This window comes from Klebsiella sp. 28, assembly GCF_018223905.1.
Classification (GTDB): Bacteria; Pseudomonadota; Gammaproteobacteria; order Enterobacterales; family Enterobacteriaceae; genus Klebsiella; species Klebsiella pneumoniae.
Genome location: NZ_JAGRQY010000024.1, coordinates 1 through 23,095, shown reverse-complemented (window position 1 = coordinate 23,095; position 23,095 = coordinate 1). Strand labels below are relative to the sequence as shown.

The following is a 23,095-nucleotide window of genomic DNA, read 5'->3' as shown; positions in this document are numbered from 1 at the left end:
TTGTTAATCAGCGCATTATCAATGAGGATGAAGCATGAAACTGATCAGTCACGATCTCCAGGACGGCGGTAAGCTGCCTAATCGTCACGTCTTCAACGGCATGGGCTACGATGGCGACAATATTTCGCCGCATCTGATGTGGGATGATGTGCCCGCGGGAACCAAAAGCTTTGTGGTGACCTGCTACGATCCGGATGCGCCGACCGGCTCCGGCTGGTGGCACTGGGTGGTCGCTAACCTGCCGGCCGATACCCGCGTCCTGCCGCAAGGGGCCGGTTCCGGTCAGGCGGAGCTGCCGGAAGAGGCCGTTCAGACCCGCACCGATTTTGGTAAGGCAGGCTACGGCGGCGCGGCGCCGCCGAAGGGCGAAACCCACCGCTATATCTTCACCGTCCACGCCCTGGACGTCGAGAAAATTGAGGTGGATGCTGAGGCCAGCGGCGCGATGGTCGGCTTTAACGTCCATTTCCATTCCCTCGCCAGCGCCTCCATCACCGCCCTGTTCAGTTAATCTTCCCCGGATAGCGGCTTGCGCCTTATCCGGGGTACCCGCGGCGCCATTTGTTTTTCGGGTGGCGCTGCGCTTACCCAACCTACACTACCCCCACGCCCATGCTAGCGCAGCGCCGCCGGGCGATTGCCGCGGGCACGGAGCCGCTTTTATGCCGGGCGGCGTCTGACGCCTTGCCCGGCCTACGGTGCGTGCGACCTGCCGTGAAGTTACCCACCAGACCTGCTGAAACTGCTGGTGTTGCGGCCTCAACATCGCTGAGACGTTCCCGGAAGGCCGGGGCAGCCCGCATGGATGCGGGCTGAGGGCCGTGTTTTGCAAGGACGCTGCCTCGGCCCGACCCGAAGCCTGCAGGGATAAGTCGAAGGCACCACGCAGTGGCGATGTTGCTGGCCGGAGCCCGGGGGTACAGGGGGCGGCGGCGACTGGCCGCCCCCTGTGCGCTCCCTGCGCCATGAAAAACAGAGTGCAGAAAAAATAACCGGGAGCGCAAAGAACGCTGAAGTCACACGTGATACACGCTTTTGCCGGACTGAGAAAGTGGCAATCCGATCGTAGACCTACGCAAGCGCAGCGCCGCCGGACGATTGCCGCGGGCACGGAGCCGCTTTTATGCCGGGCGGCGGCTGACGCCTTGCCCGGCCTACGGTCCGTGCCATTTGTAGCCCCGGTAAGCGCAGCGCCACCGGGGAAATTGATCTTACTGTTCAGTGGCTACCTGCAGCGCCGTTTTACGCACCCGCGCATACCACACCACCGTCAGCAGCCCGAGCCAGACCAGGCCGGCGATCAGCGCCATCCGCGTTTCGGCAAACATCCCTAATACGGCGATGACCAGCCCCATAAACAGCAGCGTCAACAGCGGCGCAACCGGCCAGAACGGAATGGGAAAGGCGATCTGGCTGCGCTCTTCGGCAGACAAACCGCGGCGCATGGCAAAATGGGATAGCAGAATCATCAGCCACACCCATACCGTGGCGAATGCCGCCAGCGAAGCAATTAGCACAAATACCTGCTCGGGGATCAGATAGTTCAATACCACCGCCGCCAGCAGCGCGCCGCCCATGACCACCACCGTCATCCAGGGCACACCGTTGCTGGCGATGCGCTGGAAGCTTTTCGGCGCCAGCCCCTCTTTCGACATGCCGTACATCATGCGTCCGGCGCCAAAAATATCGCTGTTAATCGCCGAGATGCTGGCGCTGATCACGATGATGTTAAGGATGGTCGCCGCCGCCGGGATCCCCAGACCGTCGAAAATAAGCACAAACGGACTCCCCTGTTCGCCAAAGCTGTTCCACGGGAAGATCGCCATCAGTACCGCCAGGGTGCAGACGTAGAACAGGATAATGCGCAGCGGAATGGTATTGATGGCCTGCGGGATCACCTTCTTAGGATCCTTCGCTTCCGCGGCGGTGACGCCGATAATCTCCACCCCGCCGAAGGCGAACATCACGATGCCAAGCGAGGCGATAACGCCCTGCCAGCCGTTAGGGGCAAAGCCGCCGTGGCTCCAGAGGTTTTCCAGCCCGGTGGCCGGGAAGCTGTGGCCAAAGCCAAAGAAGATGATCCCCGCCCCCGCCAGCATCATGGCGATAATCGCCACCACCTTCACCAGAGACAGCCAGAACTCCATCTCGCCAAATACCCGCACGTTGCACAGGTTCATCGCGCCGATAAAGAAAATGATGCTGAGGATCCAGATCCAGCGCGGCACATCGGGGTACCACAATCCCATATAGATGCCGAAGGCGGTGACGTCGGCCAGGGCGACGATCACCATTTCAAAGGTGTAGGTCCAGCCGGTAATAAACCCGGCCAGTGGCCCGAGATACTGGCGGGNNATAGGCCAGCAGCACCGCCGGGCCCGCCGCTTTGATGGCTGAGGCCGAGCCATAGAACAGCCCGGTGCCGATAGCGGAGCCGAGCGCAATAAACCGAATGTGTCGGGCATTGAGCCCGCGCAGCAGATGTGGCTTGTGTTGTTGTTGCATATACAGGTGTCCTGATTTTTTTATATGACGACAAATATGCGGTGTAGGGCGGTCGGGGGAATGACTTCCCCCGACGCGGGTACAGAGAACAACGGTGATTAATGCAGTACGGCAGGCAGCAGACGCGTCAGGTGACGGGCCGCCAGAAGCGCAATGGCGTTATCGATATCCGGGGCGAAGTAGCGATCCTGCGTATAGTGCGGCACGCGTTCGCGCAGCAAGTGACGCGCCTCTTCCAGCAGCGGACTGGTGGTCAGTCCTTCGCGCATATCCAGCCCCTGCGCCGCCGCCAGCCACTCAACGGCCAGCACCCCGCGGGTGTTCTCGGCCATCGCCCACAGGCGGCGACCGGCAGCCGGCGCCATGGAAACATGGTCTTCCTGGTTGGCGGAGGTGGGCAGGCTGTCAACGCTATGCGGGTGCGACAGCGCTTTGTTTTCACTGGCTAAGGCCGCCGCCGTGACCTGGGCAATCATAAACCCGGAGTTGACGCCGCCATTTTTGACGAGGAACGGCGGCAGCTGCGACATATGGCTGTCCATCATCAGCGCGATGCGGCGCTCGGAGAGCGAGCCGATTTCGGCGATCGCCAGCGCGATATTATCCGCGGCCATCGCCACCGGTTCGGCATGGAAGTTACCGCCGGAGATGACGTCATTTTCGGCGGCAAAGACCAGCGGGTTATCGGAGACCGCGTTGGCTTCAGCCAGCAGCACCTCAGCCGCCTGGCGGATCTGCGTCAGGCAGGCGCCCATCACCTGCGGCTGGCAGCGCAGGGAGTACGGGTCCTGCACCTTGCTGCAGTTATGGTGCGACTGCGAGATCGCGCTATCTTCGGTCAGCAGGTGGCGATACAGCGCCGCCGCATCAATCTGCCCGCGCTGGCCGCGCACTTCATGGATGCGCGCATCAAACGGACGACGTGAGCCCAGCGCCGCTTCGGTGGTTAACGCCCCGCAGACGACCGCGGAGGCGAACAGATCCTCGGCTTCGAACAGACCGCGCAGGGCAAAAGCGGTCGAGGCCTGGGTGCCGTTGAGTAGCGCCAGCCCCTCTTTCGCCGCCAGGGTAATCGGCTCCAGCCCCACCTGACGCAGCGCTTCGGTGGCCGGCAGCCATTCGCCGCCGCGTACCCGCGCTTTACCTTCTCCGAGCAGGGTCAGCGACATATGCGCCAGTGGCGCGAGGTCGCCGGAAGCGCCGACGGAGCCTTTGGCCGGGATCCACGGCGTCACGCCGGCATTCACCAGGCCAATCAGCGCCTGGATCACGCTCAGGCGGATCCCGGAGAAACCGCGGGACAGGCTGTTAATCTTCAGCACCATAATCAGCCGCGCCAGATCATCGTCCAGCGGCTCGCCAACGCCCGCCGCGTGGGATAGCACCAGCGAACGCTGCAGGTTCTCCAGATCTTCCGTCGAGATACGGGTTTGCGCCAGCAGGCCAAAACCGGTGTTGATGCCGTAGGCGGTACGCCCTTCGGCAAGGATGGCGTTGACGCAGGCCACGCTCTCGTCAATGGCGGCAAACGCGCCGCTGTCGAGGGTAATATTTACCGGGTGGCTGTAAACGTCGCGGAGCTGCGACAGGCTGAGTTGACCCGGGATCAAAGTTAAAGATTTCATTTAGCGTTCCCCTGCGTTGCCGCCACCATCGGAAGATTCAGACCCTGTTCCGCCGCGCATTCAATGGCAATCTCATACCCCGCGTCGGCATGACGCATCACGCCGGTGGCCGGGTCGTTGTGCAGGACGCGGGCGATACGCGCCGCCGCTTCATCGGTACCATCGCAGACGATAACCATCCCGGAGTGTTGCGAGAAGCCCATGCCTACCCCGCCGCCGTGGTGCAGCGACACCCAGGTCGCGCCGCTGGCGGTATTGAGCAGGGCGTTGAGCAGCGGCCAGTCGGAGACCGCATCAGAACCATCGCGCATCGCTTCGGTTTCGCGGTTCGGGCTGGCGACGGAGCCGGAGTCAAGGTGATCCCGGCCAATGACGATCGGCGCGGAGACTTCGCCGCTGCGCACCATTTCGTTAAACGCCAGACCGAGCTTTTGCCGCCACTCCAGACCGACCCAGCAGATACGCGCCGGCAGTCCCTGGAAGCTGATGCGCTCGCGCGCCATATCCAGCCAGTGGTGCAGATGCTGATCATCTTTGATGATCTCTTTCACTTTCGCGTCGGTCTCGTAGATATCCTGCGGATCGCCGGACAGCGCTACCCAGCGGAACGGGCCGATACCGCGGCAGAACAGCGGGCGGATATAGGCCGGCACGAAGCCCGGGAAATCGAAGGCGTTGCTGACGCCCACTTCCTGCGCCATCTGGCGGATGTTGTTGCCGTAGTCGAAGGTTGGGACCCCCATCTCATGGAAGGCCAGCATCGCCTGCACGTGATCGGCCATCGAGCGTTTCGCCGCCAGAATAGTGCCCTGCGGGTCGGATTCGGCTTTCTGCTGATACTCTTCCCAGCTCCAGCCTTTCGGCAGATAGCCATGCAGCGGGTCGTGGGCGCTGGTCTGGTCGGTGACCATATCCGGGCGCACGCCGCGCTTCACCAGCTCCGGTACGATCTCCGCGGCGTTGCCGCACAGCGCGATAGAGATGGCCCGCCCTTCGGCGGTGTATTTTTTGATGCGCGCCAGGGCGTCATCCAGCGAGGTGGCTTGCTCATCCACGTAGCGGGTACGCAGACGGAAATCGATGCGGCTCTGCTGACATTCGATGTTCAGCGAGCAGGCGCCGGCCAGCGTCGCGGCCAGCGGCTGCGCGCCGCCCATGCCGCCCAGACCGGCGGTTAATACCCAGCGGCCTTTCAGGCTGCCCTGGTAGTGCTGGCGACCGGCTTCGACGAAGGTTTCGTAGGTACCCTGCACGATGCCCTGGCTGCCGATGTAGATCCAGCTGCCGGCGGTCATCTGGCCGTACATCGCCAGCCCTTTGGCATCCAGCTCGTTAAAGTGTTCCCAGGTGGCCCAGTGCGGGACCAGGTTGGAGTTGGCGATCAGCACGCGCGGTGAGTTTTCATGGGTTTTGAATACGCCCACCGGCTTCCCGGACTGCACCAGCAGGGTTTCATCGCTTTCCAGGTTCTTCAGCGCCTTCACGATAGCGTCATAGCATTCCCAGTTGCGCGCTGCGCGACCAATACCGCCATAGACCACCAGCTCGTGCGGGTTTTCGGCGACATCGGGATCAAGGTTATTCATTAACATACGCAGCGGGGCTTCGGTCAGCCAGCTCTTAGCGGTCAGCGTCGTGCCTCTTGGCGCACGGACGTCCAGCTGGCGATATTTGCTTTGCGACATCGGGGTTTCTCCTGACAATGAACGTTGTTTACGTAGATACATATACTTGTCTATACAAGCATGCGCAAGCCAGGATTTAACAGAAATGATACAATTTTGTTATATTGCGTCAGCAATCACGTTTTGCTGACGCCAGCGTGGATCAGGAGCCAAAGCGCCCCTGCAGACGATATCGGCTACCGGGGAACAGCAGGCGCGCGTGGGAGACGATGTGGGTTGTCGACCAGGTGCGACGACGGATCAGCAGGCACGGATCGTGGGCGTGAATATGCAGCAGCGCGCACTCTTCCGCCGTGGCCTGCACCGCTTCAACAATATGTTCACCTTCGGTTAACGGCGCGATCAGCGACAGGTAATCATGGGGCGTGGTGGCGGTGTAGTCCTGATGCAGATAGTCCGGGACCACTGCGGCATTGACGCAGCGATCTTCGATTTGCACCGGCACCTCGTTTTCGTAATGCACCATCAGCGAGTGAAAGATGCGGGTGCCTTCCGGGACGCTGAGCGCCGTCGCCTGAATATGATCCGCCCGGGTCTCCTCAAGCAGGAGTACCTCACAGCGGTGCTGATGGTGACGGGCGACAATTTCTGCGGCAATACTGCGCACCTCGAACAGCGCCGACTGCCCTTTCGGCTCGGCGACAAAGGTTCCCACCCCTTGCAACCTGACCAGCAGGCCTTCGTCCGTCAGCTCGCGCAGCGCGCGATTGATGGTCATTCGGCTGAAGCCGAACTGGGCCACCAGCTCAGCTTCCGACGGGATACGGTCATGCGGTCGCCAGACGCCGCTGTGGATCTTTTCGCTGATCGCCTGCTTCACCTTTTCATAGAAAGGCGCGGGCGCGGAACGAGGTTGTTGTGCAAACATGGCCTGGCTTTCCTTATGCGTAATAAGCGGAGCGGCGAAACGAAAATAATAGCGCGGATCGCTAGCGCCACCAATGGGCGATTTGCCATGCCACACGGGCCGCCACGCGAGCGCCCTGACCGTCAATGTCAAACAGCGGGTTAAACTCCACCAGATCCACCGCCTGCAGCTTACCGCTGCGGCACAGCGGCTCAACGATGCGCAGCAGCGTGGCCAGCGGCACGCCCAGCGCCGCCGGGGCCGACACCGCCGGCATTTCTCGCGCCGGCAGCACGTCGAGATCGATAGTCAGATACAGACGGTCGAATTGCGCGATATTGCGCTCAAGCTCCGGCAATACGCGAGTTTCGAAGGCTGTCAGCACCTCCAGATCTTCAACGATAGCCACCTGGCGGCGCGCCGCTTCATCCCATAGCGCCTGGGTGTTCGCCGCCCGGCTAACCCCGATGCAGGTATAGTGAAAACCGCGCTGCTGCGCGTCACACTCCAGCGCCAACTGGCGGAACGGCGTCCCGGAGCTGGCGCAGTCGGCAAAGCGCAGATCCAGATGCGCATCGAGATTAATAATGCCCACTTTTTCGCCCGGGAAGGCATCCAGTACCCCAGCGCCGTGGCCGAAGGCCGTCTCGTGGCCGCCGCCCAGGACCAGCGTGCGTTTACCCGCCCGCTGACAGTCGGCCACCGCCTCGCGCAGCGCCTGATGCGCGGCTTCTAACTGCTCGCCGTCGACGCTGATGGTGCCCATATCCACGCAGCGGTCATGACCCTGATGGCTGGCCATATTGGCCAACGCCCGGCGCAGGGTCGCCGGGCCGTCCGCTGCCCCGGTACGCCCCTTGTTACGCCGAACCCCTTCGTCACAGGCGAAGCCGAGCAGCGCGATATCGCCGGGCATCTCCTGCGGCGCGAAGCGTTCCGCGCGGGCGATGGTCTGGAACAGGCGCAGCGCATTGGGCGCTTCCGCGCTGTCGTCGCGTCCCTGCCAGAGACTGGCTGGCGTAGCTTGCCACAGCATCATTGCAACTCTCCTTGAACAACGCGATGCCAGAGCGGACTGCGCCCCGGCTCATACACCATCTCGACGGGATGCTCAGCATCCCAGATGGCGAAGTTAGCGACAAAGCCCGGCGCCAGCTGGCCGTGGCTGGCCTGGCGCCCCAGCGCCCGCGCGGCATGGCGCGTCACGCCGGCCCACGCCTCCTCCGGCGTCAGGCCAAACTTGACGCAGGCCATGTTCATCGCCAGATGCAGGCTGGCGAAGGGGCTGGTGCCGGGGTTGAAATCGGTCGCCACCGCCATCGGCACCTGGTACTTGCGCAGCAGCTCGACCGGCGGTTTACGGGTTTCATTAAGGAAGTAGAACGCGCCGGGGAGCAGGGCTGCCACGGTGCCGCTTTCGCGCATCGCCGCCACGCCCTCTTCCGTCAGATACTCGATATGGTCGGCGGAAAGCCCATGATAGCGGCTCACCAGCTGCGCGCCGCCCAGCGACGAGAGCTGCTCAACGTGGCCTTTTACCGGAATGCCCAGCGCCTGCGCCGCCTGAAAGACGCGCTCAGTTTGCTGCGGGCTGAAGCCGACGTTTTCGCAGAAGACGTCAACGCTTTCAAACAGTCCCTCCTGCCACAGCGTCGGCAAAATGGTCTCGCAGACCAGCGTAATATAGCCGTTAGCATCGCCTTGATATTCCGGCGGCGTGGCGTGGGCGGAGAGCAGCGTCGCCGACAGTTCCACGCCATTATGATCGGCCAGTTGTCGGGCGACCCGCAGCATTTTGCGTTCGTTTGGCAGGTCGAGGCCGTAGCCGGATTTGATCTCCAGGGTGGTCACCCCTTCACGCAGCAGGCGTTCCAGACGCGGCTGGGCCAGCGCCAGTAGTTCAGCTTCGCTGCTGTCGCGCGTGGCGCGCACGGTGGAGTTAATGCCGCCGCCGCTGGCGCTGATGGTTTGATACGACACGCCGTTCAGCCGCTGCTCCCACTCCTGGGCCCGGCTGCCGCCGAAGACGAGATGGGTGTGGCAGTCGATTAATCCCGGCGTTACCAACCGGCCTTCAAGATCGATACTGCGCCCGCTGGGGACGTCATCTTCGGCGACAATCGCCGCGATGCGGCCGTCGCGCACCAGCAGCGCATGGCGCTCCAGCAGGCCGTAAGGTTGAGCGTGATCGGGGTTCAGGGTGGCGAGACGCCCGTTTCGCCAGATAACGAGTTCGGAAGTGGCTTCAGTCATAGCGCTTAACTTGTCATGGGTTGTATAGACATTTATTTTCATAACGCCGGTAAAGTCAACAATAGCGCAGGGAAATGTTATTTTTTTGTGACTAAAGACCATCCGGCAGGGCTGCGCGTTGCGTAAAGACGGTAAGTTTTTCCGTCCACGTCTTCCCGTTTCGTTCAAGTTAGTATAAAACAGCAGGTTTTAAAGGACTTATACCCTGGCGTCTCAGCCGGGGTATTTCACTACGCTTAATTTTGCCCGGAGCAACATGAACACATATTCCGTTTCCCGTCTGGCGCTGGCGCTGGCCTTCGGCGTGACGCTGTCCGCCTGTAGCTCGACGCCTGCCGATCAACAGCCCTCAACGCAGACTGCACCGGGCACTACCGCGCGTCCCATACTCAACGCCGAAGAAGCGAAAAACTTCACGCCGGCGGCCTATTTCCAGTCGCTGGCTCCCAACGCCGCCGCCTGGACGCCGTCTGCTATCAGCCTGCCGGCGCAGCCTGACTTTATCGTCGGCCCTGCGGGAACCCAGGGCGTAACCCATACCACCATTCAGGCGGCGGTGGATGCCGCAATTGCCCGTCACTCTAACCGTCGTCTGTATATCGCGATTATGCCGGGCGAGTACCCGGGAACCGTCTACGTTCCGGCGGCGCCGGGCGCCCTGACCCTGTATGGTACTGGCGATAAGCCAATCGACGTGAAAATCAGCGAAGCCATTGATTCCGAGATGGATCGCAACACCTGGCGTCGTCTGGTCAATCCAGGCGGTAAATATATGCCGGGTAAACCGGCGTGGTATATGTTCGACAGTTGCCAAAGCAAATCCGCGGCGACCGTCGGCGTAATGTGTTCCGCAGTCTTCTGGTCACAGAATAATGGTCTGCAGCTGCAGAACCTGACCATCGCCAACAACCTCGGCGACAGCGTTGACGCCGGTACCCACCAGGCGGTGGCATTGCGCAGCGATGGCGACCAGGTGCAGATCAATAAGGTCAATATTCTTGGCCGTCAGAACACCTTCTTCGTGACCAACAGCGGCGTGCAAAACCGTCTGCAGGACAACCGTCAGACCCGCACCCTGGTGACCAACAGCTACATTGAAGGCGATGTGGATATCGTTTCCGGCCGCGGCGCGGTGGTGTTTGATAACACCGATTTCCGCGTGGTGAATTCCCGTACCCAGAAAGAGGCCTACGTCTTCGCGCCGGCTACTCTGAAGAGCGTGACCTACGGCTTCCTGGCGACCAACAGCCGCTTCACCGCCTCCGGGGATAACGTCGCGCAGCTCGGCCGCGCGCTGGACGTCGATGGCAACAGCAACGGCCAGGTGGTGATCCGCGACAGCGCTATCAATGAAGGCTTTAATATTGCCCAGCCGTGGGCGGCGGCGGTAGGCTCCGGCCGCCCGTTCAGCGGCAACACCGGCAGCGCCGATGACAAAGGCAATCTGCAGCGCAACCTCAACGACAACGGCTTCAACCGCATGTGGGAGTACAATAACCGCGGCGTGGGAAGCACCGTGGTCGCCGAGCCGAAACAGTAAAGCGCAACAAGCGTGAACCATAATAAAAGAGAGGGCGATGCCCTCTCTCAAACTGCTGACAACGTGCAATCTTCAGGAATTGCCCGGCGGCGCTGCGCTTGCGCGGCCCTACAGATAACTGCATAACGGTTTGATATTGAAGTCTTTCGTAGGCCGGGTAAGGCGAAAGTCGCCACCCGGCAGAAATGCGAGCACAATGACGAAACAGGTTTGTCGTCAGCCAGAGAGGGGGCGATGCCCCCTCTTTTCTTTTTCGTTCAGCGCTTCACGCCGTCAGGCGGAACGCCATTTGCGGGTCAGCGGTTTTTCCAGTTCCACGATCAGGAACATGGCGAAGCCGATGATAAAGGTGATCACCCAGTAGCGGAACGGCAGCCCGGTGGTGCCGAACAGCATCTGCATAAAAGGCGCGTAGATAATCAGCAGCTGTAGCAGCAGCAGTACGCCGCTGACGATCCAGATCCCTTTGTTGGCCAGCAGACCTTTGGTTAACGAGAATCCATCCGATACGCGGCAGTTCAGCATATAGAACCACTGGGCGGTGACCAGAGTCTGCAACAGCACGGTACGAATAAACTCCGGCGAATAGCCGCGCGGCTGCAGCCAGGCTTCGAGAATAAAGGCGCTGACCGCAATCATTGACCCCACAAACGCTACGCGCCAGATGGCAAAGCCGTCCATCACGTGAATTTTCGGATCGCGCGGCGGCCGCCGCATAATATTTTTCTCACCGGCTTCAAACGCCAGGCCAAACGACAGCGTGGCGGAGGTGGCCATGTTCATCCACAGGATCAACACCGGCGTGAGCGGCAGTACGTTGCCCGCCAGCAGCGCGATCACGATCAGTAACCCCTGGGCAAGGTTGGTCGGCATGACGAAGAGAATGGTTTTCTTCAGGTTGTCATACACCCGGCGCCCCTCGCGGACTGCGCTGGCGATGGTGGCGAAGTTATCATCGGTCAGCACCATATCGGCGGCCTCCTTGGTCACCTCGGTCCCCTTGATCCCCATCGCCACGCCGACGTCAGCCTGCTTCAACGCCGGGGCATCGTTCACCCCATCGCCGGTCATTCCAACAATTTCTTTCTTACTCTGCAGAGCCTGCACCAGGCGGAACTTATCTTCCGGGCTGGTGCGGGCGAAGATATCAAACTGCTGCGCGGCTACGCTCAGCTGCGCGTCGTCCATCACCTCCAGCTCGCGTCCGGTAATGGCATTTCCCGCATTGCCAATCCCCAGCATCTTGCCGATGCTCATCGCCGTTTGCGGGTGGTCGCCGGTGATCATCTTCACGCGGATCCCGGCCTGCAGGCAGTCGGCAATCGCCGTGATGGCCTCCGGACGCGGCGGATCCATCATCCCGGCGACCCCTAGCAAAATCACCCCTTGCTGCAGATCCTGATGGGTCAGTTCGGTCTGGCCTGCGGCAGCCGGCTTCCAGGCTGCGGCCACCATCCGTAGCCCTTCCCGGGCGTACTCTTCAATTTTGCCTTCCCAGTACGGGATATCCAGCGGCTGCAATCCGCTGTCGCTCTGCTGATACTGGCACAGGCGGAACAGGACATCCGGCGCGCCAGTGACCAGCACTACCTCCTCTTCACCCAGCCGGTAGAGGGTCGACATGTATTTATATTGCGAATCAAAAGGAATTTTACTGCGCAGTTCGCTGGTCAGCGGCGGCAGAGTGACCTTCGCCGCCAGCACCTTCAGCGCCCCCTCGGTCGGGCCGCCGGTGATTTTCCACAGCCCGCTCTCCTCTTTGATAAGCTGGCTGTCGTTACACAGATCGATGGTGCGCAGATAGCGCTCGAACAGCGAGCCGGGCGCGATCGTGACCGGCGTCGGATCGTCAATGGCGTGGATCTTACCGACCGGCTCATAGCTATCCCCTTCCACCCGATAGACGCTGTCGGCAGTGATCACCGCCTTCACCGTCATTTCGTTCATGGTCAGGGTCCCGGTTTTATCCGAGCAGATAACCGTCATCGCGCCGAGGGTTTCCACCGTCGGCAGCTTGCGGATAATCGCTTTCTGACGGGCCATCGCCTGTACGCCGAGCGACAGAATAATCGAGATAATCGCCGGCAACCCTTCCGGGACCGATGCCACCGCGAGGCTAATCAACGACAGCATCAGTTCGGAGACCGGCATATCGCGGAACAGCAGGCTAAAGACGAACAGCGCCGCCATCATCACCAGAATAAGGATAAAGATGGCTTTGCCCAGCTTGTCCATTTGCACCAGCAGCGGCGTGCGGTGTTTCTCAATGCCCGCCATCATTTGGTTGATATGGCCCAGCTCGGTATTGCCGCCGGTGGCCACCACGATCCCTTTTCCCGCCCCTGAGCTAACGGTGGTCCCGGAAAACAACAGGTTGCTGCGATCGCCGAGCGGTAAATCGCCGCTTAGCGGCTCGGTGGTTTTTTCCACCACCGTCGACTCGCCGGTGAGGATCGCCTCTTCCACCCGCAGGTTGTGCGCCTCAATCACCCGTAGATCGGCGGGGATACGGTCGCCGGCGCGGATCACCACGATATCGCCAGGTACCAGCGAGGTGGTGGGGATGGTTTCATGGTTGCCCTGACGGATCGCCACCGCCTCGCTGGACAGCATATTGCGGATACTCTGCAGCGATTTTTCCGCATTACTCTCCTGAATGAAGCCGATCAGCGCATTGACCACCGCCACGGCGAGGATCACCGCCATGTCGATCCAATGGCCCATCACCGCCTTGAGCAACGCTGCCGCCAGCAGGACGTAGATCAGCACATCGTTAAAATGCGCAATAAAACGCAGCCAGGCGGGTTTACCCGGCTTCTGCGGCAGGGCGTTTTCGCCATACTGCTGCAGGCGCGTAGCCGCCTCTGTTCCGCTAATCCCTTCCGGCGAACTCTGCACGCTGGCGAGAGTCTCCTCGACGGAGCGCTGATAATAGGGCGCCCCCGGTTTATCTGTATTCATACTCTTTCCCTCGATTTCTGAAGCGGAAGTCAGGGCGACATCCCGCCATCATCAGCGCACAACGAACACTGGTACATGGGCATAGCGCACGATATTGGCCGCTTCCGAGCCCAGCAAATGAGTCTGGATCCCCGGATTGCGCGAACCGACAATCACCACATCCGCTTTCAGCTCATCGGCCAGGACAATCACTTGATCGCGAACATTGCCACTGCGCACATAAAGATGGCTGGCGTCTTCCGCAAGCCCATTTTTCTTCACCAGCTCGCTCAGCTTTTCCTTAGCGGTATTAAGCAAATGGTCTTCCATCTTTCGGGCATCAGAGATAAATCCGCGGGTTAATACAGGAGAAAAGGCCGGAATAACATGGATAAGATGAATTTGCCCGGCAGAATGTTGGGCGAGGAATTTCGCATGAGAGAGCGCTTTGTCGGCCAGGCCTGCATCAAACACGTCAACGGGAACAACGATATTTTTATACATGAGATAATCCTTTTATTACCAATACAATGCGTAGTGATGAATAGCCCCTTACTTGGGGAGGAACGAAATCTCAACAACAGAAGCGGCGAGCGGAATAGATGTTATTAAACGTAGCACAGGAAAATTAACATTAGAAAATGGCGGATTAATAGACTGAAAAATATTATAAAAACCGCATATTCCCTGCAGATCTCCTGCGCTTTCCCCTCAATGCCGCCAACGCTCGCGGCATTCTCTTTTTTAACACTTCATATTTTCTCCGACTATGCTGATTACAAGCAGGCATGCCGCTCCGAATGTCCGGTGGTCACAGTGGGGGCCGAATTAAATGACATTCACGGTTCGGATGGGAGTAAAGGGAGGAAATTATGTTGGGTTATAGCCTGTTACGCCTGGGTTTGTTTGTCGCGCTGGCCATTGTCGCCTGCACAGCGGTGGGGCTCTTCACTTATCTGGTCGTCGCCGCTCTCGCAGAATAAGCAGGCGCCATGTAATAAAAATGTAAAATAAATCCTGAATCTGAGGGGAATATTGTGAACCGTTATTTTTCTCTCATCCCGGTTGTTATTATATTTACAACCGCTTGCGATCAGAAAGCACCCACCGTCGAGTCCGCCCCGCGCATGGTTAAAGTGGCGCAGGTGACCGCCGTGGGCAATACCCAGCAGCGAACGTTTCCGGCACGCATTGAGTCTGGCGATTCCACCGAACTGTCGTTTAAGCGGGGTGGCCAGGTGGAGTCGCTAGATATTCGTCAGGGGGCAAGCGTCGCCCAGGGGCAAACGCTGGCGCGCCTGAATGCCCGCGAGGCCCAGCAACGGGTCAATGAGCGGCAAACGGCGGCCACTCTCGCCCAGCGTCAGTTCGACCGCTTCCAGACTCTGGCCGGGCGCCAGGCGATTTCCCAGGCGGAGATGGACGTGCAGCGCGCCAATCGCGATGCCGCCAATGCGGCCTTAAAAATCGCTCGCGAAGAGCTGGCGCAAATGAGCCTCATCGCGCCCTTTAGCGGGATTGCCGCCGGCGTGCATATCCGCAACCATCAGGTGGTCGCCGCCGGCCAACCGGTGATCACCCTGACGCGGACCGACCTGCTGGATGTGGTCTTCAGCATTCCCGAAAATCTGTTCACCTCCCTGGATATCCGCAATACCGCCTACCGTCCCGTCGTCAGGATCAATACCCTGCCGGGCCGCGAGTTTACCGCGGAATACAAAGAGCATACCGGCAGCAGCGACAATAGCACCCTCACCTGGCAGATCGTGTTAACCATGCCGCGGCCAGATGATTTTCCCGCCGTCGGCGGGGTCAGCGGCACCGTGACGGTCAATCTCGGCAATTTACCGGCCAGCGCCGGGCGGGAAACCCTCATTGTGCCAGCGGAGGCGGTGTTTAACCCCGATAACCGGCCAAAGAACGAGCCGGTAGTCTGGGTGGTGAAAGGCGATAACGCGCATCGATATCTTGAGGAGCGTAAGGTCACCGTCGGCGAGGTGACTTCGCAGGGAGTGGCGATCACCGACGGTCTCCGCGCGGGTGAACAGGTGGTTGCGGCGGGCGTGAGCGAGCTGCATGCCGGGCAGCCGGTGCGGGTCTGGACGCGTGAACGAGGATTATAAATGGATATTTCCCGTCAGTTTATTAACAACCCGACCCGCGTCTGGTTAGCCATTTTGCTGTTAGGGGTGGGTGGCCTGTTCGCCCTGCTCAATATCGGCCGCCTGGAAGATCCCGCCTTCACCATCAAAACGGCGGTGATCGTCACCCACTACCCTGGCGCGTCTGCTCAGCAGGTGGAAGAGGAGGTTACCCTGCCGCTGGAAAACGCGATTCAGCAGCTTCCCTCGCTGGATAACGTCAGCTCCATCTCCTCGAATGGCTTATCGCAAATTACGGTGAATATTGCTTCGCAGTACCATTCCAGCGAGCTGCCGCAAATCTGGGATGAGCTACGTCGCCGGGTCGGTGACGCCAGCCGCCTTTTCCCCCCTGGCGTAGTCCCCCCTTTCGTCAACGATGACTTTGGCGATGTGTTTGGCTTTTTCTTCGCTATCTCGGGCGACAGTTTTACCAACCCGGAGCTGGTGCGCTATGCCGAACAGTTGCGCCGGGAGCTGGTGCTGGTGCCGGGGGTCGGTAAAGTCGCTATCGGCGGCGTCATTCCGCAGCAGATCAATGTGGATATCTCGCTGGCGAAGATGGCGGCGCGCGGGATCACCCTCAACCAGCTCGCCGCAATCCTGGCCCGACTCAACGTGGTGTCCAGCGCCGGGGAGATCCGCGTTGGCAGCGAATCGATCCGCCTCCACCCCACCGGTGAGTTTCAGAGCATCGATGAGCTGGGAGATCTACTGGTCAGCCCTCACGGCGCCAGCGCCACCACCCGACTGCGGGATATTGCTACGCTGTCGCGCGGGCTAACCGACTCGCCGGCCAGTATCTATCATGCCAACGGGCGCCAGGCGGTGACCATGGGAGTTTCTTTTATCCCTGGCGTCAACGTTATTGACGTCGGCCACGCTCTCGAGGCCCGCCTCCAGCAGATGGCCGCCGACAAACCGGCGGGCATCAACATCGCTATTTTTTACGATCAGGCAGCTGAGGTCGCCCACTCGGTCAATGGCTTTATTACCAATTTTCTGATGGCCCTGGCGATTGTCGTCGGCGTGCTGCTGGTATTTATGGGGGTGCGCAGCGGGATTATTATTGCTCTGTCGCTGGCGCTCAACGTTCTCGGCACCCTGCTTATCATGTATATCTGGGGGATCGAACTACAACGGATCTCTCTCGGAGCGCTAATCATCGCCCTGAGTATGTTGGTGGACAATGCCATTGTGATTGTCGAAGGGGTGCTCATCGCCCGTCAGCAAGGCTCTCCGCTGCTGGGCGCGATTAACTATGTGATCCGTCGCTCTGCCCTGCCGCTGCTTGGCGCGACGATCATCGCCATCCTCGCCTTCGCGCCGATTGGCCTTTCCCAGGACTCTACCGGGGAGTATTGCAAATCGCTGTTCCAGGTGCTGCTGATCTCCCTGATGCTGAGCTGGTTTTCCGCTCTGACCATCACCCCGGTGCTTATTAAGTGGTGGCTGTTTAAAAACGCCCCGTCGGCCGCCGCCGCGGAGGAAAAGGCCGATCCTTACCGCGGCAGCTTTTACCGTGGCTATCAGCAGGCGCTGCGAATACTGCTGCAGCAAAAGACCCTGACCCTGGTGCTGATGGGTGCGCTGTTAGCCGGAGCGATCTGGGGCTTTACCTTTGTTCGGCAGAATTTTTTTCCGTCATCGAATACGCCTATATTCTTTGTCGACCTGTGGCTACCCTACGGTACCGATATAAACGCCACGGAGAAGATGACCCGGGATATCGAGCGGTCGATAGCCGGTCAGCCGGGGGTGGCCACCACCGTCTCCACCATCGGCCAGGGCAGTATGCGTTTCATTCTCACCTACAGCGGGCAGCGCCAGTACAGCAACTACGCGCAGATTATGGTGCGGATGGATGATCAACGCGGCATCGCCCCTGTCACCCGCCACGTGGAGGACTGGATTGCCAGAAACTACCCGCAGGTTAACGCCAGCACCAAACGCATTATGTTCGGGCCCTCCGGGGATAGCGCGATTGAGGTGCGCATTAAGGGCCCAGACCCGGATACGCTGCGCGCGCTGGCGAGTCAGGTAGGCGATATCCTCGCCGCAGACCCGGCGACCGACAGCGTGCGTAATGACTGGCAGAACCGCAGCAAAGTGATCCGCCCGCAGTATTCCCCGGCGCTGGGACGCGAGCTGGGGGTGGATAAACAGGATATTGATAACGCGCTGGAGATGAATTTCTCCGGGAGTCGCGCCGGGTTATATCGTGAAGGGGCCGATCTGCTGCCAGTGATCGTCCGGCCGCCGGAAGCAGAACGTCAGGATGCCAACCATCTGAATAATGTGCTGGTCTGGAGCCAGAGTCGCCAGCAATATATCCCGCTGAGTAACGTCATCAATGGTTTCGCCCTGGAGTGGGAAGATCCGTTGATCCTCCGCCGGGATCGTACCCGGGTGCTGACGGTCCAGACCGACCCCAGCCCGCTAAGCGGCCAAACCTCGGGTGATATTCTCGCGCGGGTGAAACCGCGCATTGACGCACTGCCGCTGCCCCACGGCTACCGTATCGAATGGGGCGGCGATGCCGAGAACTCCAGTGAGGCGCAGCAGGGACTGTTTACAACCCTGCCGCTTGGCTATCTGGTGATGTTTATCATAACGGTGCTGATGTTCAGTTCGCTGAAAAACGCCGTCGCCATCTGGCTGACCGTTCCGCTGGCGCTGATCGGGGTCACACCCGGCTTTCTGCTTACCGGCATCCCCTTCGGCTTTATGGCCTTAATCGGCTTGCTCAGCCTGAGCGGTATGCTGATCCGTAACGGCATTGTGCTGGTAGAAGAGATAGAGCAACAAAAACAGGAGAAAGATCAACGACAAGCTATTATTGATGCGGCAACCTCTCGTCTGCGGCCGATCCTGCTGACCGCCTTCACCACCGTACTTGGCCTGGCCCCGCTGCTGCGCGATGTCTTTTTCCAGAGTATGGCGGTGGTGATCATGTTCGGCCTCGCCTTTGCCACCGTGCTGACGCTGCTGGTTCTGCCGGTGATTTACGCCTGCTTTCACCATAAGGATATGACGCCTCAACGATGAACAGTACCGGTCTGAGCATTATCAAGACATTAGGCTGTATGACAGCGGTGACCTTTTTCACCATCTATAACACCTGGGATCGCTTTGATTATGACTATCACTGGATCCTCGGGCTGCTGACCTTTATCTCGACCATCGCGACGCCGCTGTTTTTTGTCGTGGCCGGCTATCTTGATGCGCAGACGCGCCACGATGCCAACTGGCAAATTGGTAAAATTAAAAGCGTGGTCATCGTCTTTCTGTTTTGGGTGACGGTCTATTATGTCTGGGAGCCTTACCAGCGCGGCTACCTGATCCAGCCCTGGTTTATTTTCGCCCTGATTGTCATCTATACCTTTCATCCTTTGATCGCCTGGCTCAGCCAGCGGCGCGGGCTCTTTTTCGCCGTGCTCCTGACGCTGCTGTGCTGCTCCTACGGTTACGACCTGCTCTCGGTGATCTACCCGGACAGACATCTTTTCAGTTTGCCGCCGCAGTATCGCCTGTGGACATGGCTACTGTTTTATTTAACCGGGCAGTTGTTTAACGATCCAAAGGTCGCGGGGTGGATACGCAACCCACAGGTGATTAAAGGGTCGATTATCGCCCTGCCCTTTGTCTATTTATTTACCTGGTTTTATGAACGCCATTTCTTCTTCGCCCTGTTTAAAGCAGATCGTAATGCGTTCATTCTCACGGGATCGCAAATTTATATCCTGATCGTCCTGCTGGTGATCGCCGCTAACGCCGTGCAGTTTAAAAAGAACCGCGAGTGGAAAGAGGCCGTGCTGGCGACGGTCAGTAAAGCGATGACCGGAGTTTATATCCTCCACTATTCCGTGTTTCACCTGCTGGTGATGCTCATCCCTGTGCATTCGCTAGCCACCAAGTTGGGGGTAATAGCGCTGACCTTTGTCCTGTCGGTGCTCATTTCCCTTGCCGCGCTCTCCAGTACGCTGCTCAGGAAGGTGATTACCTTGTAACCGACAACGGGACGATTTAGCGGAAGCTCCACTGGATACTAATCACAAACACGCTGGGAATAATAATGCCGCTTTCAACGGCGAAATAATCGGTGAAGTTATACTGGATAGCGTGGTAGATATAGGGTGAAAAGCCGATCCCCGTGGCGTCCTTAAAGTCTTTATAGGAGCCATGATCGCCGCAATGCTCGAAGGCGTCGAAGAAGAATTCGCCGGTATAGCCGTAAACGCCTTTGAAGGTCCACCCGCTGCCGCTGTGGTACCAGTCTCTTCTCACCCCCAGCGCCAGGCAGCGATCGTTGAAGCTGTTATTCATAGTGCCAAGCAGAAGGCTGTATTTGGAGTCTGCAGAGAATTTCCGCTCCACTGAGAAAAAATGATTTTCGAAATTCTCTGTATATTGTCCGTGATTATTGGTCAGATGGTAAACATAGGAACCGGTATTCACCGAATAGAGGTTAAGTTCGTTCGCCTGCGCGAGAGAGACTAACCCGGCCAGGAGCATCACGCTTTTACCGCGCATTTTCCCTCCTCAGTCCTCAAGGCCTGTCCAGGGACAGAAAGCTTTTGCCGTATTTACCGGTCGTGACAGGGGTATAAGACTCGACAGGGAAATGGGGGAAAGATAACGATGCCAAACCGCCGCGTCGTTACCAAAAAGCGTAGCACAGCCCTTATTCGCCAACAAATCGAATGGGCCGTTTACGACATGGCAGACGTTACCCCTTTACCTTACTGTGCAAAAAGCAGACAAAGCCTCATCATATTTTCCGCTATGCTCAGAGTCCGACGCGGAAGAAAGCCACCTGTCGACGACAACGTTGCTGTTTACCCCTTCGCGCGTCGGCGCAATTTCATGCATTTCGCCAGCCATGACAGAATTTTCACAATTGGCTTTCTTCTACCATCATCAGCTTCTTCCCGCTGGTTTTACAGCGAAATCCTGCACAACCCGACTTTTCTGTACAAGTTATAACTTAATAAAATCATTATAAATCAACCAATTAAAACATACACAAAAAATAAGCCGTTACGCTGTACATATAGTAATGAAAAAAGTTGTACATAGTGAAATCAGCGTCTATAGTTTTGGAGTGTTAACTGCTTGTTGCGCAACAAAGCGGGGAAGCTTGACGATTGCGCAGCGAGTCGGACGGTGGTTCCTGGTTATACATTTTCTGTTCGTGACTTGGCGCGTACCAACGGTACGCTGCGACTTTTATTGTCTGTTTGCTTTATACGTGGGAGAGTTCGAGCTATGCATATTAAAAATACCATTCCAGCAGAGTTTGTCTTCAATTCGGCCCTGATGAAGAATATTGAGAATACGCTCATTAAGCAGCACAGAACGGTAAATAATGAGCGGATGATTACGGAAATCCAGCATCGTCTGCAAACGGAAAGTAACGAAATACTTTCCGATCTCTATCTGCAGGCGCTGGATATGCTGTACAGCAAACCTCATCATTAAATAAATCCACTGTGCTGGCAGCAGGCTTCGACCTGCTGTACCGGCGCGCCTGGGTCTCTATCGGCTAACTGAGGCAAAAAAATGTCACACCATAATACTTGCTATCGTTCTGAGCATTACGATCTGTGGTTTGATAATGGTTTTCTTCTCTATGGGATGTCGCTGATCCTGAATAGCCTGCCGGCATCTTACTTCCGCAAAAAACATGTTTTCTTCACCAGCGACAATTATTTCGCGGTACTGCAGCACAACTATAATCGGCGGGATACATTATTTATTCTGTTAACCGAAGGCAACGATCTTAATTTTCTTAGTGAACTGCCTATGCTGCGCTTACCGGCCAACTCGACGCCGGAAGAGTTAAAGATATTTCTGCATCAACCCACCCGCTATTACAAAACCCATCCGGCGCCAGGCGCCTCGGTGCAGTTTACCGAGCGGGAAAAGAAAGTTATTCAACTTATCAGCAATGGCGAAGCAGTCGCCAGCATTGGCCGGTCGCTAAACCTGCATATAAAAACCATTTATCAGATCCGGCTGAATCTGATTAAAAAGCTCGGCTGCAGCGGTAGAACCGATTTTTTTAATATCAGCCGCAGCGAAACGTTCAAATCCTGGAGCCAGATTCACCTGTAACCCAGCACTCAAGCCCTGATCCGCACCACGGATCGGGGCGCTTAATTTTGGCCGTGAAAATGGATGCTGAAGCCCTGCTCCTGCCAGTGGCTGAGCAGCTCCTCCTGCAGAGGCGTGGCGGCACGTCCGGTCCAGACGAAAATATGCTGCCCGGGAAATAGCTCAGGCCGCGGCGACTCCAGCGGTTCGGCGAGAACGTTGACATGCCAGCCGCGTTGGGAAAGACGCCATGCCTCCAGCCACAGACGCGTCCTGTCCTCATTGCTCCAGCCCACCAGCAGCGTCTCTTTGCCATTTTTTTTACGCGCTTCGGCGAGAAACAACGCTACGCAGTCAATTAACAGGCCGTCCAGCATACTGCTAATCACCAGCGAGGTATTCTGATCCAACTTGAGACGCTGTCGTACCGGCACTAACAGGCTATCGATGAGGGTGTCGACGGGGTGTTGATGACTGAGCGCCATTAATTTGGCGCGGATTCTGGCGGGCTGCATATAACGCAGAATGGACATCATCTCTTCCTGAAGATGCGCGGATTCGTCGCGCGCCGCCGGCAGGTTATCCTCCAGCAGCGCTTTGACTTTCCCTACTGATACACCGCGCTCTATCCAGCGCTTGATCTCTTCGATACGCAGGATATCTTCTTCATCAAATTGTCGATGCCCGCCTTCGCTACGCTGCGGTTTCAGTAGACCGTAACGACGCTGCCAGGCGCGCAGTGTGACCGGATTGATTCCGCAACGTTCGGCGACTTCACCGATACTGTAAAACGCCATAGCAGCCTCACATCAACCTGATACCTTAATACCTAAACTAACGAATTCAGGCATCCTGTACAACTCTATTTTCTTGTACAGATAAAGATATCAGGTTGCGGCTCACAGCGCCCGGGAAAAAAGATGAAAAAATGTTTAGCTGATTTCGCGGTGGTTCATTTTTTCTCCGGCCATGCGACGGCGGGTAGGCCCCCCAGGCGCGCGCTGGCGAACAAATTGCCCTGAAACTGTGAAATACCGGCTGATTCCAGCCACATCCACTCTTCAGCACGCTCAACGCCGACGGCTGAGACCGCAATCTCCAGAGAAGTACAGCATTTGATAATCGCCTGTACAATCGACTGGCGCGGTCCGTCCTGGTGGATATTGCGGATCAGCTCATGGTCGATTTTAATTCTGTCGGGTTGGTATTGCGCCAGCAGCGATAGCCCGGCAAACCCGGCGCCGAAGTGATCGATGGCAAGATTAATTCCCGCGCCCTTCAGTTTGCGCACCGCATCGGTAAAATCGTCCATCCGCGAAATCACTTCCCGCTCAGTGAACTCGACAATAATCTGCTCCGGAATAAGGTCATTGCGACTAATTTCGTCGAGCAGGAAAGCCACCGCATTCGGCGCTTTGACCATGGTCATCGGCAGTAAATTAATGCTTAACGCCTTATTACGT

General features: G+C 58.2%; 18 protein-coding genes and 1 pseudogene. 7 read left to right on the top strand and 12 right to left on the bottom strand.

Annotated elements, in window-relative coordinates; translation table 11 throughout:
* Window positions 1-34 precede the first annotated feature (34 nt).
* Window positions 35-511 carry a kinase inhibitor gene (locus KHQ28_RS04870; RefSeq protein ID WP_002895575.1) on the top strand — a complete coding sequence of 159 codons (477 nt, stop codon included), beginning with the start codon at window positions 35-37 and terminating at the stop codon, window positions 509-511.
* A gap of 700 nt (window positions 512-1,211) precedes the next feature.
* On the opposite strand, the pseudogene KHQ28_RS04865 reads toward KHQ28_RS04870, so the two are convergent.
* From KHQ28_RS04865 to hutI, 6 genes and pseudogenes are all read right to left on the bottom strand, one after another.
* A pseudogene (locus KHQ28_RS04865) lies at window positions 1,212-2,505 on the bottom strand (amino acid permease).
* Window positions 2,506-2,603: 98 nt separating this feature from the next.
* Complete coding sequence (gene hutH / locus KHQ28_RS04860; protein WP_004147671.1) at window positions 2,604-4,130, bottom strand: histidine ammonia-lyase; 1,527 nt, start codon at window positions 4,128-4,130, stop codon at window positions 2,604-2,606.
* Window positions 4,127-5,815: a urocanate hydratase gene (hutU, locus tag KHQ28_RS29080; RefSeq protein WP_032419170.1), complete on the bottom strand. Its 1,689-nt coding sequence runs from the start codon at window positions 5,813-5,815 to the stop codon at window positions 4,127-4,129. The genes hutH and hutU overlap by 4 nt, the downstream gene beginning before the upstream one ends.
* A 142-nt stretch (window positions 5,816-5,957) precedes the next feature.
* Window positions 5,958-6,683, bottom strand: a complete 726-nt coding sequence (locus KHQ28_RS04845; RefSeq protein WP_002895358.1) for a histidine utilization repressor — start codon at window positions 6,681-6,683, stop codon at window positions 5,958-5,960.
* Between the two features lie 61 nt (window positions 6,684-6,744).
* Window positions 6,745-7,701: a formimidoylglutamase gene (gene hutG / locus KHQ28_RS04840; RefSeq protein ID WP_004223747.1), complete on the bottom strand. Its 957-nt coding sequence runs from the start codon at window positions 7,699-7,701 to the stop codon at window positions 6,745-6,747.
* Window positions 7,698-9,017, bottom strand: coding sequence for an imidazolonepropionase (gene hutI, locus KHQ28_RS04835; RefSeq protein ID WP_004182478.1), 1,320 nt, complete (start codon window positions 9,015-9,017; stop codon window positions 7,698-7,700). Before hutI ends, hutG begins: the two co-directional genes overlap by 4 nt.
* Window positions 9,018-9,171: 154 nt before the next feature.
* Here hutI and KHQ28_RS04830 point away from each other — a divergent pair, with 154 nt between their 5' ends.
* Window positions 9,172-10,455 (top strand): putative acyl-CoA thioester hydrolase, encoded by a 1,284-nt coding sequence (locus KHQ28_RS04830; protein ID WP_004142122.1) that lies wholly within the window; start codon window positions 9,172-9,174, stop codon window positions 10,453-10,455.
* 273 nt (window positions 10,456-10,728) lie between these two features.
* On the opposite strand, the gene KHQ28_RS04825 is transcribed toward KHQ28_RS04830, so the two are convergent.
* The gene (locus tag KHQ28_RS04825) at window positions 10,729-13,416 is read right to left on the bottom strand and encodes a cation-transporting P-type ATPase (protein ID WP_032419171.1); all 2,688 of its coding nucleotides are present in this window, start codon (window positions 13,414-13,416) and stop codon (window positions 10,729-10,731) included.
* A gap of 51 nt (window positions 13,417-13,467) precedes the next feature.
* Window positions 13,468-13,899 (bottom strand): universal stress protein, encoded by a 432-nt coding sequence (locus tag KHQ28_RS04820; RefSeq protein WP_019705952.1) that lies wholly within the window; start codon window positions 13,897-13,899, stop codon window positions 13,468-13,470.
* 533 nt (window positions 13,900-14,432) lie between these two features.
* Here KHQ28_RS04820 and KHQ28_RS04815 point away from each other — a divergent pair.
* Genes KHQ28_RS04815 through KHQ28_RS04805 form a run of 3 tightly spaced genes read left to right on the top strand, consistent with a single transcriptional unit; the run spans window position 14,433 to window position 19,546 of the window.
* A complete protein-coding gene (locus KHQ28_RS04815) occupies window positions 14,433-15,518 on the top strand; it encodes an efflux RND transporter periplasmic adaptor subunit (RefSeq protein ID WP_004147662.1) in 1,086 nt (361 codons plus the stop codon).
* On the top strand, window positions 15,519-18,584 hold the full coding sequence (locus KHQ28_RS04810) for an efflux RND transporter permease subunit (RefSeq protein ID WP_032419172.1): 3,066 nt from the start codon (window positions 15,519-15,521) through the stop codon (window positions 18,582-18,584).
* 38 nt (window positions 18,585-18,622) lie between these two features.
* Window positions 18,623-19,546 carry an acyltransferase gene (locus tag KHQ28_RS04805; protein WP_072157842.1) on the top strand — a complete coding sequence of 308 codons (924 nt, stop codon included), beginning with the start codon at window positions 18,623-18,625 and terminating at the stop codon, window positions 19,544-19,546.
* A gap of 16 nt (window positions 19,547-19,562) precedes the next feature.
* Here KHQ28_RS04805 and KHQ28_RS04800 read toward each other — a convergent pair whose 3' ends face one another.
* Together KHQ28_RS04800 and KHQ28_RS04795 are read right to left on the bottom strand one after the other, a co-directional pair.
* Window positions 19,563-20,069 (bottom strand): hypothetical protein, encoded by a 507-nt coding sequence (locus KHQ28_RS04800; RefSeq protein ID WP_004893330.1) that lies wholly within the window; start codon window positions 20,067-20,069, stop codon window positions 19,563-19,565.
* Between the two features lie 204 nt (window positions 20,070-20,273).
* The gene (locus KHQ28_RS04795) at window positions 20,274-20,420 is read right to left on the bottom strand and encodes a hypothetical protein (RefSeq protein ID WP_032419174.1); all 147 of its coding nucleotides are present in this window, start codon (window positions 20,418-20,420) and stop codon (window positions 20,274-20,276) included.
* A 384-nt stretch (window positions 20,421-20,804) separates the two neighbouring features.
* Here KHQ28_RS04795 and KHQ28_RS04790 point away from each other — a divergent pair, with 384 nt between their 5' ends.
* Window positions 20,805-21,017, top strand: coding sequence for a biofilm development regulator YmgB/AriR family protein (locus KHQ28_RS04790; RefSeq protein ID WP_002895280.1), 213 nt, complete (start codon window positions 20,805-20,807; stop codon window positions 21,015-21,017).
* A gap of 81 nt (window positions 21,018-21,098) precedes the next feature.
* Window positions 21,099-21,653: a helix-turn-helix transcriptional regulator gene (locus KHQ28_RS04785; RefSeq protein ID WP_004151695.1), complete on the top strand. Its 555-nt coding sequence runs from the start codon at window positions 21,099-21,101 to the stop codon at window positions 21,651-21,653.
* A 41-nt stretch (window positions 21,654-21,694) separates the two neighbouring features.
* Here the strand turns inward: KHQ28_RS04785 and KHQ28_RS04780 are convergent, their stop codons facing one another.
* Together KHQ28_RS04780 and KHQ28_RS04775 are read right to left on the bottom strand one after the other, a co-directional pair.
* Window positions 21,695-22,429 carry a MerR family transcriptional regulator gene (locus KHQ28_RS04780; protein WP_004176830.1) on the bottom strand — a complete coding sequence of 245 codons (735 nt, stop codon included), beginning with the start codon at window positions 22,427-22,429 and terminating at the stop codon, window positions 21,695-21,697.
* A 155-nt stretch (window positions 22,430-22,584) separates the two neighbouring features.
* A partial coding sequence (locus tag KHQ28_RS04775; RefSeq protein ID WP_211777569.1) for an EAL domain-containing protein occupies window positions 22,585-23,095 on the bottom strand: 511 nt, incomplete at its 5' end.

What these genes read in the sequence shown, in the direction of transcription:
- KHQ28_RS04870 (WP_002895575.1), top strand. Translation starts at nt 35, where the DNA reads ATGAAACTGATCAGTCACGATCTCCAGGACGGCGGTAAGCTGCCTAAT.
- hutH (WP_004147671.1), bottom strand. Translation starts at nt 4,130, where the DNA reads ATGAAATCTTTAACTTTGATCCCGGGTCAACTCAGCCTGTCGCAGCTC.
- hutU (WP_032419170.1), bottom strand. Translation starts at nt 5,815, where the DNA reads ATGTCGCAAAGCAAATATCGCCAGCTGGACGTCCGTGCGCCAAGAGGC.
- KHQ28_RS04845 (WP_002895358.1), bottom strand. Translation starts at nt 6,683, where the DNA reads ATGTTTGCACAACAACCTCGTTCCGCGCCCGCGCCTTTCTATGAAAAG.
- hutG (WP_004223747.1), bottom strand. Translation starts at nt 7,701, where the DNA reads ATGATGCTGTGGCAAGCTACGCCAGCCAGTCTCTGGCAGGGACGCGAC.
- hutI (WP_004182478.1), bottom strand. Translation starts at nt 9,017, where the DNA reads ATGGTCTTTAGTCACAAAAAAATAACATTTCCCTGCGCTATTGTTGAC.
- KHQ28_RS04830 (WP_004142122.1), top strand. Translation starts at nt 9,172, where the DNA reads ATGAACACATATTCCGTTTCCCGTCTGGCGCTGGCGCTGGCCTTCGGC.
- KHQ28_RS04825 (WP_032419171.1), bottom strand. Translation starts at nt 13,416, where the DNA reads ATGAATACAGATAAACCGGGGGCGCCCTATTATCAGCGCTCCGTCGAG.
- KHQ28_RS04820 (WP_019705952.1), bottom strand. Translation starts at nt 13,899, where the DNA reads ATGTATAAAAATATCGTTGTTCCCGTTGACGTGTTTGATGCAGGCCTG.
- KHQ28_RS04810 (WP_032419172.1), top strand. Translation starts at nt 15,519, where the DNA reads ATGGATATTTCCCGTCAGTTTATTAACAACCCGACCCGCGTCTGGTTA.
- KHQ28_RS04805 (WP_072157842.1), top strand. Translation starts at nt 18,623, where the DNA reads ATGACAGCGGTGACCTTTTTCACCATCTATAACACCTGGGATCGCTTT.
- KHQ28_RS04800 (WP_004893330.1), bottom strand. Translation starts at nt 20,069, where the DNA reads ATGCGCGGTAAAAGCGTGATGCTCCTGGCCGGGTTAGTCTCTCTCGCG.
- KHQ28_RS04795 (WP_032419174.1), bottom strand. Translation starts at nt 20,420, where the DNA reads ATGGCTGGCGAAATGCATGAAATTGCGCCGACGCGCGAAGGGGTAAAC.
- KHQ28_RS04790 (WP_002895280.1), top strand. Translation starts at nt 20,805, where the DNA reads ATGCATATTAAAAATACCATTCCAGCAGAGTTTGTCTTCAATTCGGCC.
- KHQ28_RS04785 (WP_004151695.1), top strand. Translation starts at nt 21,099, where the DNA reads ATGTCACACCATAATACTTGCTATCGTTCTGAGCATTACGATCTGTGG.
- KHQ28_RS04780 (WP_004176830.1), bottom strand. Translation starts at nt 22,429, where the DNA reads ATGGCGTTTTACAGTATCGGTGAAGTCGCCGAACGTTGCGGAATCAAT.